14 protein-coding genes are annotated in these 13,847 nt (G+C 50.7%); 5 read left to right on the top strand and 9 right to left on the bottom strand.

The window, feature by feature from the left end; translation table 11 throughout:
* Nucleotides 1–6 precede the first annotated feature (6 nt).
* Nucleotides 7–1,680: a methyl-accepting chemotaxis protein gene (locus tag RN22_RS05455; protein ID WP_231590854.1), complete on the top strand. Its 1,674-nt coding sequence runs from the start codon at nucleotides 7–9 to the stop codon at nucleotides 1,678–1,680.
* A gap of 50 nt (nucleotides 1,681–1,730) precedes the next feature.
* Here the strand turns inward: RN22_RS05455 and RN22_RS05450 are convergent, their stop codons facing one another.
* Nucleotides 1,731–2,195, bottom strand: coding sequence for a tRNA (cytidine(34)-2'-O)-methyltransferase (locus RN22_RS05450; RefSeq protein ID WP_002535277.1), 465 nt, complete (start codon nucleotides 2,193–2,195; stop codon nucleotides 1,731–1,733).
* 114 nt (nucleotides 2,196–2,309) lie between these two features.
* Nucleotides 2,310–3,080: a triose-phosphate isomerase gene (gene tpiA, locus RN22_RS05445; RefSeq protein ID WP_046303433.1), complete on the bottom strand. Its 771-nt coding sequence runs from the start codon at nucleotides 3,078–3,080 to the stop codon at nucleotides 2,310–2,312.
* A 280-nt stretch (nucleotides 3,081–3,360) separates the two neighbouring features.
* Here tpiA and RN22_RS05440 point away from each other — a divergent pair, with 280 nt between their 5' ends.
* Nucleotides 3,361–3,714: a 5-carboxymethyl-2-hydroxymuconate Delta-isomerase gene (locus RN22_RS05440; protein ID WP_046303432.1), complete on the top strand. Its 354-nt coding sequence runs from the start codon at nucleotides 3,361–3,363 to the stop codon at nucleotides 3,712–3,714.
* Between the two features lie 53 nt (nucleotides 3,715–3,767).
* Here the strand turns inward: RN22_RS05440 and RN22_RS05435 are convergent, their stop codons facing one another.
* From RN22_RS05435 to RN22_RS05425, 3 genes are all read right to left on the bottom strand, one after another.
* Nucleotides 3,768–4,106 carry a DUF3135 domain-containing protein gene (locus tag RN22_RS05435; RefSeq protein WP_002535274.1) on the bottom strand — a complete coding sequence of 113 codons (339 nt, stop codon included), beginning with the start codon at nucleotides 4,104–4,106 and terminating at the stop codon, nucleotides 3,768–3,770.
* 280 nt (nucleotides 4,107–4,386) lie between these two features.
* Complete coding sequence (locus RN22_RS05430) at nucleotides 4,387–5,130, bottom strand: ferredoxin--NADP reductase (RefSeq protein WP_002535273.1); 744 nt, start codon at nucleotides 5,128–5,130, stop codon at nucleotides 4,387–4,389.
* Nucleotides 5,131–5,163: 33 nt separating this feature from the next.
* Nucleotides 5,164–5,784, bottom strand: a complete 621-nt coding sequence (locus RN22_RS05425) for a metalloregulator ArsR/SmtB family transcription factor (protein WP_002535271.1) — start codon at nucleotides 5,782–5,784, stop codon at nucleotides 5,164–5,166.
* A gap of 302 nt (nucleotides 5,785–6,086) precedes the next feature.
* Here RN22_RS05425 and RN22_RS05420 point away from each other — a divergent pair, with 302 nt between their 5' ends.
* Together RN22_RS05420 and RN22_RS05415 are read left to right on the top strand one after the other, a co-directional pair.
* Entirely contained in the window at nucleotides 6,087–7,115 is a 1,029-nt protein-coding gene (locus tag RN22_RS05420) for an HlyD family secretion protein (RefSeq protein ID WP_046303431.1), read from the top strand.
* Nucleotides 7,099–8,643, top strand: a complete 1,545-nt coding sequence (locus RN22_RS05415) for a DHA2 family efflux MFS transporter permease subunit (RefSeq protein ID WP_046303430.1) — start codon at nucleotides 7,099–7,101, stop codon at nucleotides 8,641–8,643. Before RN22_RS05420 ends, RN22_RS05415 begins: the two co-directional genes overlap by 17 nt.
* Nucleotides 8,644–8,706: 63 nt before the next feature.
* Here the strand turns inward: RN22_RS05415 and glpX are convergent, their stop codons facing one another.
* Together glpX and glpK are read right to left on the bottom strand one after the other, a co-directional pair.
* Nucleotides 8,707–9,714 (bottom strand): class II fructose-bisphosphatase, encoded by a 1,008-nt coding sequence (gene glpX, locus RN22_RS05410; protein WP_046303429.1) that lies wholly within the window; start codon nucleotides 9,712–9,714, stop codon nucleotides 8,707–8,709.
* A 160-nt stretch (nucleotides 9,715–9,874) separates the two neighbouring features.
* Nucleotides 9,875–11,380, bottom strand: coding sequence for a glycerol kinase GlpK (glpK, locus tag RN22_RS05405; protein ID WP_046303428.1), 1,506 nt, complete (start codon nucleotides 11,378–11,380; stop codon nucleotides 9,875–9,877).
* Between the two features lie 535 nt (nucleotides 11,381–11,915).
* Between glpK and zapB the strand changes: the two genes are divergently transcribed.
* The gene (gene zapB / locus RN22_RS05400; protein ID WP_046303427.1) at nucleotides 11,916–12,158 is read left to right on the top strand and encodes a cell division protein ZapB; all 243 of its coding nucleotides are present in this window, start codon (nucleotides 11,916–11,918) and stop codon (nucleotides 12,156–12,158) included.
* A 57-nt stretch (nucleotides 12,159–12,215) separates the two neighbouring features.
* Here the strand turns inward: zapB and rraA are convergent, their stop codons facing one another.
* A complete protein-coding gene (rraA, locus tag RN22_RS05395; RefSeq protein WP_002535263.1) occupies nucleotides 12,216–12,701 on the bottom strand; it encodes a ribonuclease E activity regulator RraA in 486 nt (161 codons plus the stop codon).
* 155 nt (nucleotides 12,702–12,856) lie between these two features.
* Nucleotides 12,857–13,762 carry a 1,4-dihydroxy-2-naphthoate polyprenyltransferase gene (locus RN22_RS05390; RefSeq protein ID WP_046303426.1) on the bottom strand — a complete coding sequence of 302 codons (906 nt, stop codon included), beginning with the start codon at nucleotides 13,760–13,762 and terminating at the stop codon, nucleotides 12,857–12,859.
* Nucleotides 13,763–13,847 lie beyond the last annotated feature (85 nt).

Genomic DNA, 13,847 nt, shown 5'->3' with positions numbered 1-13,847 from the left:
CTACTCATGTCAGCAAAGAAAATGACGATTAAACAGCGTCTGACCATGTTCGTCGCTTTAGTATGTGGTATTCAAATTCTCGTCGGAGCGTTTGTCTTCTACAAGTTGGCTTACATTGAAAGCCACGTCCAAGGTGTCGCTCACCGCGATATTCCCGTTCTCGAATCCCTCAGTAAGGCAACCGAGCATCAAGTCGAGCAACGTGTCCATTACAACAAAGCCTTCAGATACGCGCATGAGATCGGCAAGGAACCCAATGCGCAGGAAAACTACGACAAAGAAAAAGCCTATTTTTATGATTTAGGAGCGAAAGTCGGAGAAGACTGGACAAAAATCGAAACGCTATTGGCCGATGGTGCCACCAACGGTACTGCTGAAGAGCAAGTTGCATTCGCGGCTGCTAGCGTCAAACTCGCCGATTTAGAAGCTTTACATGCCAAGTGGATGATCCACGTCGAAGACGTATTTAAAGAGCTTGAGGGGCGCCATTACCACGAAGCGGAAGTCCTTGATGTGGTGGTGGGTGAGGAAGCAGAGACAACCACAAAAATGGTCGACAGCTTGTTGACTGACGTGGGGAAGTTCACTGAAGCAGCGGTTATCGATATTGAAGAAAAGGCTGTCGTCTTAGAGTTCGTCGTCATCGCTTCTGTGATTGTTGCGCTAATTGTCGCCATTATCATGTCTAAGATGATTCTCAACCGGATCTATGAAGGCTTGAATAAGGTATCTGCGGCGCTTTCAGTACAGGCTGATGGTGATTTCAGCAAACCCACCGTGGTGGATGAGCCCGGCATTATCGGTGAGTTACAGAAAAACCTCGAAGGTACCCGTCAAAGCACCAACGGCATGATTGCCAAAGTCGCGCAGGAAGTTTCTGATGCAGTAAATTTGCTGGATGAGGCGGCGCAGGCTGTGAAGCGAAATTCGGATGCGCAAAGCGGAGAGATCTTGCAAGTCGCCACAGCAGTCAACGAAATGTCAGCGACGGCGCAGGAAATTGCTAACAATGCCACTCAAACTCAGCAAGCGACCGAAGAAGCCTCGGGTAAATCATCTGAATGTATGCGCATCAATGATGAGGCGGTTAGCCAAACTCAGCAACTGATTGAAAGTCTGACCCAAAGCAGTGCGGCGCTGACAGAGCTGGAGAAAAACAGTGCCAATATCACCTCTGTTTTGGACGTGATTAAAGGAATTGCCGAGCAAACTAACTTGTTGGCGCTGAACGCAGCCATTGAGGCGGCGCGCGCAGGCGAACAGGGGCGTGGTTTTGCTGTTGTGGCAGACGAAGTACGAAGCCTTGCGCAGCGCACTCATGATTCGACCTCAGAGATTGAAACCATGATTGCCCAGCTCACCAGCGTGACGAAAGAAGCCGTCGACACCATGCAGCAAAGCTGTGAAATGGGTGATAAGACCATCGAGCTTTCTCATCAATCAGCTGATCTTCTAAACCAGTCGAGCGAGGCGACGTCTCGTGTTACTGACATGAATCTTCAGGTCGCGAGTGCCGCGGATGAACAAAATGGCGTGGTGGAAGAAGTGAACGTGAACGTCAGCAAGATAAGTGATATGGCCAATGAAAGTGCTCATCAGGTGGCCGGATTGGTGAATGCGACAGATAAGCTGAATGTGATTGCGAAAAACCTTCGTGTCTCGGTAGGGATGGCTTCCTGATAACCACGCAGATGAAACAAAAAAAGCAGGCGAAGGCCTGCTTTTCTTTTTTAGAGTCCACCTTCAAAGCCAAGCTGTCGCCAGGCTTCATAGCAAATGACTGCCACCGAGTTTGCCAGATTCAGACTTCGGCTGTCCGGCACCATAGGAACGCGGATGCGGTGATCCGGTGTGAAGGCGTTGCGAACCTCATCTGGCAGGCCGCTGGTTTCCGAGCCGAACAGAAACACATCGCCCGCTTGATAGCTGACATCAGAATGCGGGCGGCTGCCTTTCGTCGTGCAGGCAAAAATACGGCGCTCACCCATGGCTTCGAGAAACGTCGCATAGTCAGGATAACGGGTGACATTGGTCAGGTCGTGATAATCGAGCCCAGCACGGCGCAGTTTCTTCTCTTCGAAGTCAAAACCCAGTGGTTCAATCAAATGGAGTTTGCAGCCTGTATTAGCCGCGAGACGAATGATATTGCCGGTGTTCGGGGCAATCTGGGGTTCATGAAGCGCAATGTGAAACATGGAAGCAGGCTCGCCGTAAAAAGAAAAACGCAGTATAGCGGGCGAGAAAGGTCGGATAAAGAAACAAAAAAGGAGAAGCCTTGGCTTCTCCTTTCGGTTCAGAACGGGTCTGAATTACGCTTTTGCTGCCGCCGCTGCTTTTGCGATAGCTGCAAAGCTTTCTGCGTTCAGTGCTGCGCCACCAACCAGTGCACCGTCGATGTCTGGTTGTGCGAAGTACGCTTCTGCGTTTTCTGGCTTAACAGAACCGCCGTATTGGATAACAACGTTCTTCGCCACTTCTTCGCTCTTCGCTGCGATGTGTGCACGGATTTCAGCGTGGATGCGTTGTGCATCTTCAGCAGTCGCTGCTTTACCGGTACCAATTGCCCAGATTGGCTCGTACGCGATAACAGCGTCGTTCAGTGCTTCAACACCTTGAGTGTTGATCACAGCGTCAAGTTGACGTGCACACACTGCTACGGTTTCGCCCGCTTCGTTTTGTGCTTCAGATTCACCGATACACAGAACAGGAACCAGACCGTGCTCTTTCAGGAATGCAAATTTCTTCGCTACATACTCGTCAGATTCTGCGTGGTAATCACGACGCTCTGAGTGACCGATGATGATATGAGTCGCACCGAAGTCTTTCAGCATTTCCGGAGAAATGTCGCCAGTGAACGCGCCGCTAGCGTTAACGTCAACGTTCTGAGAGCCCAGCAGGATTTTGCTTTCTGCTTTGCCCAGCAGCTGCTCTGCCAGATCCAGGTACATCACTGGTGGTGCAATCGCTACGTCTACACCTTCAACGCCAGCAAGTTGTGCGTCCAGACCTTTGATCAGATCTGCTACCATGGCTTTACTGCCGTTCAGTTTCCAGTTACCCATTACCAATGGACGGCGCATAGGGAATTCCTCCGTAATCCAATTATCGAAATTCAGTTTCGGCAACGATAACAGCAGCGCTGTCAGCGTTTCCTGTCCAAAATCATAAATGCCATCGTTTGTACTCGTTTTGCGCGCAAATGTGAACCTTTGAGTAACAAAATTTCGTTATAAATTTTCGGATTAGCACTTGCGAGTGAAAGATGGCGTGGTGTGATCTGAGGAGAATATTCTTCTCTTTAGTAACAATCGTCCGAAATGCTGCGGTAAAGTGGCTCATTATCGTAACAAGGAGTGAGTTATGCCTCATATTGTCATGGAGTACAGTGACCCGGTTTCAGAGCGGGTCAGCATTGGACAACTCTTGGAAGATTTGCATCAGACCGCCATTGGCAGCGGCATCTTTGATGTCAGTGACGTTAAATCACGCGCCTATGCCTGCCATGATTGGCTGGTTGCGGATAAGGATGATCAGGAAAACTTTATCCACGTCACTTTGTGGCTGTTAGACGGGCGTGATGAAGAGCAAAAGCGAAACCTCAGCCATGCCTTTTTGGATGTGATGCAGCAGCATGCGCCGGAGGTGGCGAGCTTAACGGTGGATGTCAGGGATATGGACAGACGCTGGTACGCGAAAGTAAAACGCGACACTTAATGCGCGATAAGGCAAAAAAGGTGGCGGTGGCGAACCACCGCTCAAAAACTGAGTTAGCCTTCAATCGCAACGGTTGCTTCGTTACGTTTCGGGTGCAATGTAGTGACGGTTGCGCTTCGCTCAGTTAAAGCTGTTGGGTTATTGATGGCGGTTGAGAAGCGATCAAACTGACGCATCAACTCTTTCATCAACAACGCATTCACGTGGTTTGGGTTTTTCCCCGACGCGATTACACGGTTAATGTGACTCATCTGTGCGCGCAGTTTTGGCTGCATGCTTTCGCTGGCGCTTTCAATGATCTCTTCGCTCATTTCAATCCTCAGCGCTTCCAGTGCTTGTGGATCGTTTTCTGCTAACGCTTTTAATTCGTCAAATGAAGGCAACGTTTTCATGGCATTACTCCTCTGGCTGCGCATGACTTGCCTTTGACTATACGGTTAAAAAATGAGCGATCAATCACACTAATGACTCATAAGTGAGACATTAACTGTTAATGGGTTGGGTGTGTTTTGAGAGTGATACAGGTAATTGGTTGATTGTGACCCAAAACACGACATACGGTAATTTGGAGTCTCACGGTTGAGAATTTGCGTAAAAGTGGGTGATTTTTTCTTGGGGAGGGAAAAACGGACGTTTTTCCCAGAGAATTAGACAAGTGGTTGTGTGCTTGCCTTACCAATATTGTTCTGTCGTGATGTTACCGGGCTTACGGCGCAGGTTTTTCTCTAACCCTTTTTCAATCAGGATAGCACGCACGTCTTTGACCATTTGCGGGTTGCCGCAAAGCATCACCTGACTTTTTTCCTGCGTCATCGTCAGACCAACCATTCTTTCTAGTAGGCCATCTTCAAGGGCATGTGTGATCCTGCCTGACAACGCGCCGGCTTTTGGTTCGCGGCTGACAAACGGTTGGACGATGATTTGATCGCTGCGTTTTTGCTTCAGCTCGTTAATTTCTGCTTGGTAGCTGAGGTCTGCCGAGAAACGCACCGCGTGTACCAGTACGACCTTACGAAAACGCTGCCATACCTCATCTTCTTGCAGGATGGACAGGAAAGGCCCAATGGCGGTTCCGGTGGAAAGCATCCAGAGGTCTTCGCCCTCGGGGATTTCTTCCAGCGTAAAAAAGCCGCTGGCTTCTTTGGTGATGAGAACCGTGTCCCCCGTTTCGAGTGCATGAAGTCTTGGAGATAAGAGGCCATCTGCTACACGGGTGGCATAGATTTCAAGGTGTTTGCTGTTGGGTGGATTGACGAAAGAGTAGGCGCGCTGAATGATTTTGCCGTCGATTTCCAGACCAAGCTTGGTAAATTGCCCGGCAGTAAAGGCATCGACTTCTGCGTCGAGGACGAGGCTGAACAGATCTTTATTCCAGCGACGATTTTCAATAACTTCCGCTTTGATCCAGGTAGCCATACATCCTCCTCAAAAGTCAGTTTTTTATGCGCATTACTCTCGTGCTTGAACCCTGTAAGTACAACGACGTTGCCCTTCAATAATGTGCTCTTCTCGCGTGACCAGATACTCATCACCCAGTACAGTGCGGAAAATGTTTTTCTCTGATTTACACAGTGCCGGACAGCGTTTTGCCGCCTGACAGATAGGGCAGTGGTTTTCGATCAACAGGAAACCTTCCTCTATTTCCTGAAGCTCGGCCATGTAACCTTCGCTCTCTCTAAGATACGCCAAGGTTTCAAGTTTAGCCTTTAAATTGTGGCAATCTTTGAGCGCGTCGCGGTAATGCTGCAACGTTTTTTCTTCACGTTGCTGAATGACTTTCTTTAGCCCGGCTTCGCCAAACAGGGACTCCACGGAGTCGATGACGGAAATCGCGAGATCGCCATGACTGTCTGCAAAACGGCGATGTCCTTCTGCGGTCAGCGACCAATGGCGCGTCGGGCGGCCAACTTTGACGCGAATATCGCTAAAATCCAACAGGCCTTCGTCTTCCATGGCCTGAAGGTGCTGGCGAATGCCCATGGTGGTTAAGCCCATTTCATCTGCCAACACTCGCGCACTTACTGCGCCTTCACGTTTTATCTTGTGCAGGATTTTATCGACTGTTTTCATCGCATCTTCGTCACTGATTTGGATACTTCATTATGCGGGGATGTAGGTAAATAAAGCAATGTCTTTACTTATTTAATGCTAATTCAGTGGAGCGAGGCGCTCTATTTCAGTAACGAAAAATTCAGCGGCGTAGTCCGTGTCGTCAAAGTGAGAAGCACTGTCACATCCTTAAAAATTACACCTGAAAGTCAACTGATCGCATAAGGTCGTGGTACGAAGGTGTATTTCCCTGTCTAGACTCTCCCGATGTTTTGAGAATTCAGGTTATCTGTTCTCAGTTTTTGGCGGTCGCAGGAGGTCGCATGACGGAGCAAAAAAGTTTCCCTGTTAAAAATCTTGTCATTCTGGCTGGGATTGCCGCGATACTGGCGATTGCCGCCTATTTCTATATTCGTCATCAAGAGCAGTATCCCAGCACTGACGATGCCTATGTGCATGGCCACATTCTTTACATCGCGCCCCAGATAAGCGGTCAACTGACAGAAGTGAATGTGGTTGATTTTGACCATGTCGACAAAGGACAGGTGATTGCCCGGATTAATCCTTCGCCTTATCAAGCCAGAGTCGAGCAGACTAAGGCCGCATACGAAAACGCAGTGGCCGCCAACAAAGCAACCAGCGATGCGATTGTGGGGGCGAGTGCGCAAATCCAGTCTGCCTCCGCACAGCTGAATGATACCGAAGAGAAGTACCGACGCAATATGGCGCTGGTGGAGCGTGGCGTGCTACCAAAACAGTCCGGTGACGATTTAAAAGCAGAACTGGCTGCAGCGAAAAACAACCTCGACGCCGCGCGGGCAAGAATGTCTCAGCTCATTAATGAGCAGGGTGCATCCGGTACTGAAGCCCCCGCGGTGCGGCAGGCGGCAGCTGCACTTTCAGAAGCGTCTTTAAATCTTTCCTACACAACGATTATTGCGCCGACTTCCGGCACGCTGGGGGATGTGAAAGTGCGTCCGGGCAGTGTGGTTGCGCCGGGACAGTCCTTAATGCCGATGATTGAGGATAATTCCTTCTGGGTGGAGGCCAATTACAAAGAAGATGCGCTGGGTTATATCCAACCTGATATGACGGCCACGATCGTGTTGGATATGTACTCTGATGTGACCTTCAAAGGCGTGGTGCAGGCGATTTCGCCGGCAAGTGGTACCTCTTTCTCCTTATTACCCCCAGAAAATGCCACCGGGAATTGGGTGAAAGTGCCGCAGCGATTTCCGGTGAGGTTGACCATAACGCGGGATGCCGATGAGCCGCCGCTGCGGGTGGGAGCCAGTGCGACAGTAATCATTGATACCCTTGCGAAGGCGAAAGCCAATGACAGCCAACAGTGATGTTTCTCCACAGCCGATGGAGGCTGGCAGTGCGAGGTTGATGGTCACTTTGGCGGTGATGCTCTCCGCCATCATGGTGTTGCTGGACATGACCATCGCCAATGTGTCGCTGCCGCATATGATGGGCGCGCTGGGTGTGACTTCTGAGCAGGTGACCTGGGTGCTGACCTCTTATTCGATGGCAGAGGCGATATGTATTCCCCTGGCGAGCTACCTCAGCCTGAAATTCGGTGTGCGTAAGCTGCTTTTGGTGTCCGTCACGGGATTTATTACGACTTCTGCACTTTGTGGGCAGGCGGACACCCTGACTGAAATGATCATTTTCCGCATCATGCAGGGTGCGTTTGGGGCGGCGGTTATCCCTCTATCGCAATCCATCATGGTACAGATTTATCCCAAGGAAGAGCGCGGTAAAGCGATGGCGCTCTTTTCTGTCGGCGTTTTACTGGGGCCCATTCTTGGCCCAACGGTGGGCGGACTGATCACTGAGAACATGGACTGGCGATGGATTTTCTACGTTAACGTGCCAGTTGGGGCGCTATGTCTATCACTCCTCTATTTCTTTGTGCACCTCGATGGCCGGGGTAAAACTACTGTCGACTGGCCCTTGGTGTTTGGCATGGCCATCGGTATTGGGCTTTTGCAGATGGTGCTTGAGCGGGGCAATGAGGATGGCTGGTTCAGCTCGAACACTATCTTGTTCTCGATGGTGATTGCGGTGCTGGCGTGGGCATTCTTTCTGGTGCGCTCGTTCCGTACCAAAGGTGAAATTGCCCCAATGTGGCTGTTAAAAGACCGGAATTTAGCGCTTTCCTGCATCGTCATGACAGGCTTTTCCATGGGCATGTTCGGTATCACCCAACTGCAGCCGATGATGCTCGAGCAATTGTTGAATTACCCGGTGGACACCACAGGCTTTGTGATGGCGCCGCGGGGGCTGGCTTCCGCCATTGTGCTGCTCTCTATCTCCCGGATTATCGACCGTTTGGATCCGCGAATGCTGATAGTGATTGGACTGGTTCTGAATGGTATCGGTAGCTTTATGATGATGCGCTATTCGCTCGATATCGATATCTACTGGGTGCTGCTGCCAAGTATCATTCAGGGGGCTGGAATGGGCTTGGTATTTGCACCACTGAGCCAACTGGCATACGCGACGCTCGCGCCAAATCATGCGGTGGGCGGGGCGGTGGTGTTTAATCTTTGCCGTACTTTGGGTGGTTCATTCGGTATCTCTATCGTGAACACTTACTTCAGCCGTATCCAGCAAAAAGAGTGGAATTCTCTGGGTGGTGGGATCACGCCAGAAAACCCGGTGGTTCAGCAATTTGCGGCCGCTCAGGGGCAGTCGGTCACGGATCCGGGGTTTATTGCGACGGTGACCAATATGCTTCACCAGCAATCGACGTTGCTCGCGTTCGTTTACACCTTCGGATTTATCATGGTGTCATACTTCTTTTTGGTGCCTTTATTGGCACTGTTCAAAAAAGGCGAGAAGCGGGAAGGTGGTTTGCCAGGCGGCCATTGATTGCTCTGGCCTATAAACAAAAAAGCACGCCTTGGCGTGCTTTTTTCTGGATCATCACTGCAATTACAGGATGTTTGCTTTCACTGCGTCGTCTTTACGATCCAGATAATGGATAGACTTGATACGACGGATAGTGCGGCACTTACCGCGAATAAGCAGGGTCTCTGTGGTCGCGATGTTGCCTTTGCGGGTGATGCCTTCCAGCAGATCGCCTTTGGTGATGCCAGTGGCTGAGAAAATGACATTGTCGCTGCTCGCCATGTCTTCCATCTTCAGGCGAACATTGGTTTCGATGCCCATCTCTTTGCAGCGCTCGATTTCCAGTTCACCCATGCGGCGGTTTTCTTCGTTGTCTTCTTTCACTTCATGGCGAGGAAGAAGGCGGCCATTCATGTCACCGCCTAGTGCGCGGATCACTGCAGCAGACACCACACCTTCTGGCGCGCCGCCGATGCCGTACATCACATCCACTTCACTGTCTGGCATACAGGTCAGGATGGAAGCAGCAACGTCGCCGTCAGGAATGGCGAAGACCTTGATGCCCATTGTCTGCATTTCGCGGATGGTGTCGTCGTGACGTGGCTTCGCCAGTGTCGTGACAACCAGCTCGTCCAGTGATTTACCCAGCGCCTTGGCAATATTGATCAGGTTATCGCGAAGCGGCAGTTCAATGTTGATGACGCCTTTGGCTTCAGGACCAACCACCAATTTTTCCATGTACATGTCTGGGGCTTTCAGGAAGGTACCTTTCTCGCCTGCTGCTAATACCGCCAGTGCGTTGGACTGACCCATTGCCGTCATACGGGTACCTTCGATTGGGTCAACCGCGATATCTACTGCGTCTCCACCCAGTCCCACTTTCTCACCGATGTATAGCATTGGCGCTTCGTCGATTTCGCCTTCACCGATAACAATTTCACCTTCAATATCGGTTTTGTTCAGCAAAACGCGCATCACTTCTACGGCAGCGCCATCAGCGGCATTTTTGTCACCGCGGCCAAGCCACTTGTAACCCGCCAGTGCTGCGCCTTCTGTGACGCGTGAAAAAGCCATCGCTAAATCGCGTTTCATCTTAACTCCAGAGAATTTAATACATGAAAGTGGGGCGTTGCCGACATCTTTGAGCGGCAACGAAAAATCTCGGCGCGGATTCTACCATAAGGAAAAAGGAAACGTTTGCGTTTTTGAGACGAAGGCGCGCCCCTCCGATGGAAAGGCGCGTCAACAAAGGTTATGGCTGCTCCCAGCCTTTGGCGCACTCGACTGCCCGCTGCCAGCCGCGATGACGGCGCTCGCGTTTGCCATCGTCTGCGCATGGTGTAAACACACGGTCAATCTGGGCTTTGTCTTTCAGCTCGTCAATCGAACCCCAGAAACCCACGGCAAGGCCGGCAAGGTAGGCTGAACCCAGTGCAGTCACTTCGGTGACTTTCGGGCGCTGCACTTCGGTGTTCAGCACGTCAGACTGGAACTGCATCAGGAAGTTGTTTGCCACAGCGCCGCCGTCGACTTTCAGAAAATCGAGTTTGATGCCGGAGTCAGCTTCCATCGCGGTCAGTACATCGAGAGATTGGTAGGCAACACTTTCCAGAGTCGCGCGGATGATGTGGTTGGAATTCACGCCCCGCGTCAGGCCGACGATGGCACCGCGTGCGTACGGGTCCCAATGTGGTGCACCCAAACCGGTAAATGCAGGTACCACATAAACGCCATTGCTGGTGTCGACCTTAGTGGCGAAGTATTCAGAATCGCTGGCGTCGGTAATGAGCTTCATTTCATCACGTAGCCATTGGATGGATGCACCGCCCATAAACACGGCACCTTCCAGCGCATACGCCACTTCGCCTTTCGGCCCACAGGCCAACGTCGTCAGCAAACCATTGTGAGAGGTGACTTTCTCTTTACCGGTGTTCATCAGAAGGAAACAGCCAGTGCCATAGGTATTTTTCGCCTGACCGGCTTCCACACACATCTGACCGAACAGGGCGGCTTGCTGATCCCCTGCGATCCCGGCGATCGGTACGCGGGTGCCGCCTTTACCGCCGAGGTTAGCCTGACCATAAACCTCAGAAGAGGACTTCACTTCCGGCATCATGGAAAGCGGAATATCCAGCGCTTTGAGCAAGGTTTCGTCCCACTCGAGCGAGTTAATATTAAACAGCATGGTTCGGCTGGCGTTGGTGTAGTCAGTGACGTGGACGCGTCCTTGAGTCATCTTCCAAATCAGCCAGGTATCGACAGTGCCGAACATCAGGTCGCCGTTTTTCGCGAGCTCATGCGCGCCATCAACATGGTCGAGAATCCATTTAATTTTTGTACCGGAGAAATACGGATCTACCACCAAACCAGTATTGTCACGAATGTACTCTTCGTAGCCGTCGGCTTTAAGCTGCTCACAAATCGGTGCGGTGCGGCGGCATTGCCAGACAATGGCATTATAAATCGGCTTTCCGGTGTGGCGATTCCAGACAATGGTGGTCTCGCGCTGGTTGGTAATACCAATAGCAGCGATCTCATCGGAGCGTATTCCCACTTTTCCCATGGCCTCTACCAGTGTTGAGGTCTGGGTGGCGAAGATTTCCAACGGGTCATGCTCAACCCAGCCGGACTCAGGGTAGATTTGGGTGAATTCGCGTTGGGCGACCGTTACGATATTGGCATCGTGGTCAAGGATAACGGCTCTTGAGCTGGTGGTTCCCTGATCGAGGGCGACAATATATTTCGGTTCGGTGCTCATGAAATCTCCTCGCTGTTTTCTTAAAGCATAGCGTTTTTAATGTTCACTACTTTATCGGCGAAACAGTTTTCGGAAAGTGGCGGGCAAGCAAAATGTGCGTTCGCTCATTATTTGTTCTTTTGGTGAGCGTTTTCGCGCATTGGATGCTTAGAAATGAGAAAGAAGGCGGTGAGATTCCCAGAAAAGAAAAAGGCTGACAGCAAAGTGTCAGCCCGGCCGAGTTCGGCAAGTCTTGGAGTAATCCAAGAGAGATACGATCGCCATTACCCTAACACGGGTTGAGTGAATAAAAATTGTCTGTGATCGCATTTTTAGTCATTTTTGTGAGTGGCAAAGCATAATCATAAAGAATCAAAGGGTTAGGAATTCGCATAAATGGTGATTTTTTGTCCGCTTGTGACCGAAAATGGAAATCCGAAGGTGCGACTCATGTCATGGGCAGTTAGAATAGCTCTTTAGGACGCACAAGGCGTGAAACCAGAGATGGCGAGCCTTGGCGAGAGAATTGATAAGTTGGAACACATAGGTGGCCTTGATGTCATTGGAAATTTTAGAGCAGCTTGAAGCCAAGGTTCAGATGGCAGTAGACACAATTTCTCTGCTGCAGATGGAAATCGAAGAACTGAAAGAGAAGAACGAAACACTGAGCAGTGAATCAAACTCGATTCGTGAAGGCCGTGAAGCGCTGGAGCAGGAAAATGCTCGCCTGAAGGCTGATCACGAAGCATGGCAACAACGCATTCGCAGCCTGCTTGGTAAAATTGAAGAAGTCGAATAAGCCAAAACAAAAACAGAGCCTTAAGGCTCTGTTTTTCTCTCTGCAGGAAGCAGCGAATTACTCAATATCAATGGCTTCCTGAGAAAGGATAACGCCTGTGGTATCTGCATACAGGTGGTCTTCCGGCAAGAAAGTCACGCCACCGAAATTCACTGGTACATCCACTTCACCAATACTTTGGCTATCTGCTCCCACTGGAATAGATGCCAGCGCCTGAATACCGATATCCAGCTCGTCAATGGTATCGACATCGCGTACACAACCATACACCACAATACCTTCCCAGTTGTTGTCAGCAGCCATGGCGGCAATGTCTGCATCAACCAATGCACGGCGCAGTGAGCCGCCACCGTCTACCAGCATTACACGGCCTTCGCCGTCCTGCTCGGCCACTTCACGAATCAGTCCATTGTCTTCAAAGCACTTGATGGTTGTCACCTGACCACCAAAAGAGCTGCGGCCACCGTATGAACTCATCATCGGTTCAAGAACATCAACCTGATCCAGGTACATGTCACACAGTTCGGAGGTATTGTATTCCATAGTCAGACTTCTCTTAGGCAATTGGAGCTGAATCGTTGTGGCGCCAAGATTGGGTTTCGCGTCACCCTCAGCAAAAAAGTATACGACAAGCTAAGGCTTTGCAATGACTCACGGCACAATTCATCAGGCCGCTTGTCGTCACCTTTGTCACTGTATCAACTAATTAAGATGCCTGCCGCAAACAAGACGTTAGTTAGCAGTGCGAGTTTTACAATATCACCCATCATTGGACGAAGGGTTTCACCATCCGGCGATTGCCAAACGGCAAGACCGTGTTTTGCTGCCAAAGGCAGTGCTAACAGGAACAGCCAACCTGACCAACCCACAGGTTGAAGCAGTGAGAAGAGGGCAAAGCTTACGAAGGCAGTGGCGAGCAACACCTGATGATAAGCACGGCCCCATTTTGGTCCCATTCGGACTACCAAGGTGTGTTTGCCGCAGGCGCGATCATTATCAATGTCTCGCAGGTTGTTGATGTTAAGTACGCCAACGGCCAATAAACCACATGCCGTGGCAGGCAGTAGGACGACGGAATTTAACGTGCCTGCTTGCAAATAATAGGTACCAGCTACACCGAGCCAGCCAAAGAAAATCAGCACGGACAGATCGCCTAACCCTTGGTAGCCATAAGGTTTATTACCCACGGTGTAGCAAATGGCTGCGACAATCGCGAGGGCGCCGAGGCCGATAAAACTGAGGATGTCAGCAGGCTTGTCGAATGCCGTCAGTACCAGTACCGCGCCAACGACGATTGTCAGGACCACGTTGAGAATCATGGCTTTTTTCATTGTGGCTGGCGTAACAAGGCCTTGCTGAATCGCGCGTTTAGGGCCGAGACGGTCATCGTTATCCGTGCCTTTTACCGCATCACCGTAATCATTGGCAAGGTTCGACAGGATCTGCAGAAGCAGCGCGGTCACCAGTGCCAATACCATGAGGGTGAAGGAAAATTGCGAGGTCTGCGCCGCAACAGCACTGCCACACAGAATACAGGCTATCGCCAGTGGCAAAGTTTTCGGACGGGCGGCATCGAGCCAGGTTTTGAAAGTAGATGCTGACATATCGCCTTGGCATTGAATGATTTAAAGCAGGTCACATTATTGGTGTTTTTGTGGCAGGGGGCAATGCTAATACCAATCGTAGTAA

It is taken from the genome of Grimontia sp. AD028 (genome assembly GCF_000973155.1).
GTDB classification, from domain to species: domain Bacteria; phylum Pseudomonadota; class Gammaproteobacteria; order Enterobacterales; family Vibrionaceae; genus Enterovibrio; species Enterovibrio indicus.
Note: the sequence above shows the minus strand (reverse complement) of the source record. Positions and strands in the feature narration are given on the sequence as shown.

Coding starts and splice junctions, on each gene's coding strand:
- RN22_RS05450 (WP_002535277.1), bottom strand. CDS start 2,195: ATGTTTCACATTGCGCTTCATGAACCCCAGATTGCCCCGAACACCGGC.
- tpiA (WP_046303433.1), bottom strand. CDS start 3,080: ATGCGCCGTCCATTGGTAATGGGTAACTGGAAACTGAACGGCAGTAAA.
- RN22_RS05430 (WP_002535273.1), bottom strand. CDS start 5,130: ATGGCTACCTGGATCAAAGCGGAAGTTATTGAAAATCGTCGCTGGAAT.
- RN22_RS05390 (WP_046303426.1), bottom strand. CDS start 13,762: ATGTCAGCATCTACTTTCAAAACCTGGCTCGATGCCGCCCGTCCGAAA.
- RN22_RS05425 (WP_002535271.1), bottom strand. CDS start 5,784: ATGAAAACAGTCGATAAAATCCTGCACAAGATAAAACGTGAAGGCGCA.
- zapB (WP_046303427.1), top strand. CDS start 11,916: ATGTCATTGGAAATTTTAGAGCAGCTTGAAGCCAAGGTTCAGATGGCA.
- RN22_RS05440 (WP_046303432.1), top strand. CDS start 3,361: ATGCCTCATATTGTCATGGAGTACAGTGACCCGGTTTCAGAGCGGGTC.
- RN22_RS05435 (WP_002535274.1), bottom strand. CDS start 4,106: ATGAAAACGTTGCCTTCATTTGACGAATTAAAAGCGTTAGCAGAAAAC.
- RN22_RS05420 (WP_046303431.1), top strand. CDS start 6,087: ATGACGGAGCAAAAAAGTTTCCCTGTTAAAAATCTTGTCATTCTGGCT.
- RN22_RS05415 (WP_046303430.1), top strand. CDS start 7,099: ATGACAGCCAACAGTGATGTTTCTCCACAGCCGATGGAGGCTGGCAGT.
- glpK (WP_046303428.1), bottom strand. CDS start 11,380: ATGAGCACCGAACCGAAATATATTGTCGCCCTCGATCAGGGAACCACC.
- rraA (WP_002535263.1), bottom strand. CDS start 12,701: ATGGAATACAATACCTCCGAACTGTGTGACATGTACCTGGATCAGGTT.
- RN22_RS05455 (WP_231590854.1), top strand. CDS start 7: ATGTCAGCAAAGAAAATGACGATTAAACAGCGTCTGACCATGTTCGTC.
- glpX (WP_046303429.1), bottom strand. CDS start 9,714: ATGAAACGCGATTTAGCGATGGCTTTTTCACGCGTCACAGAAGGCGCA.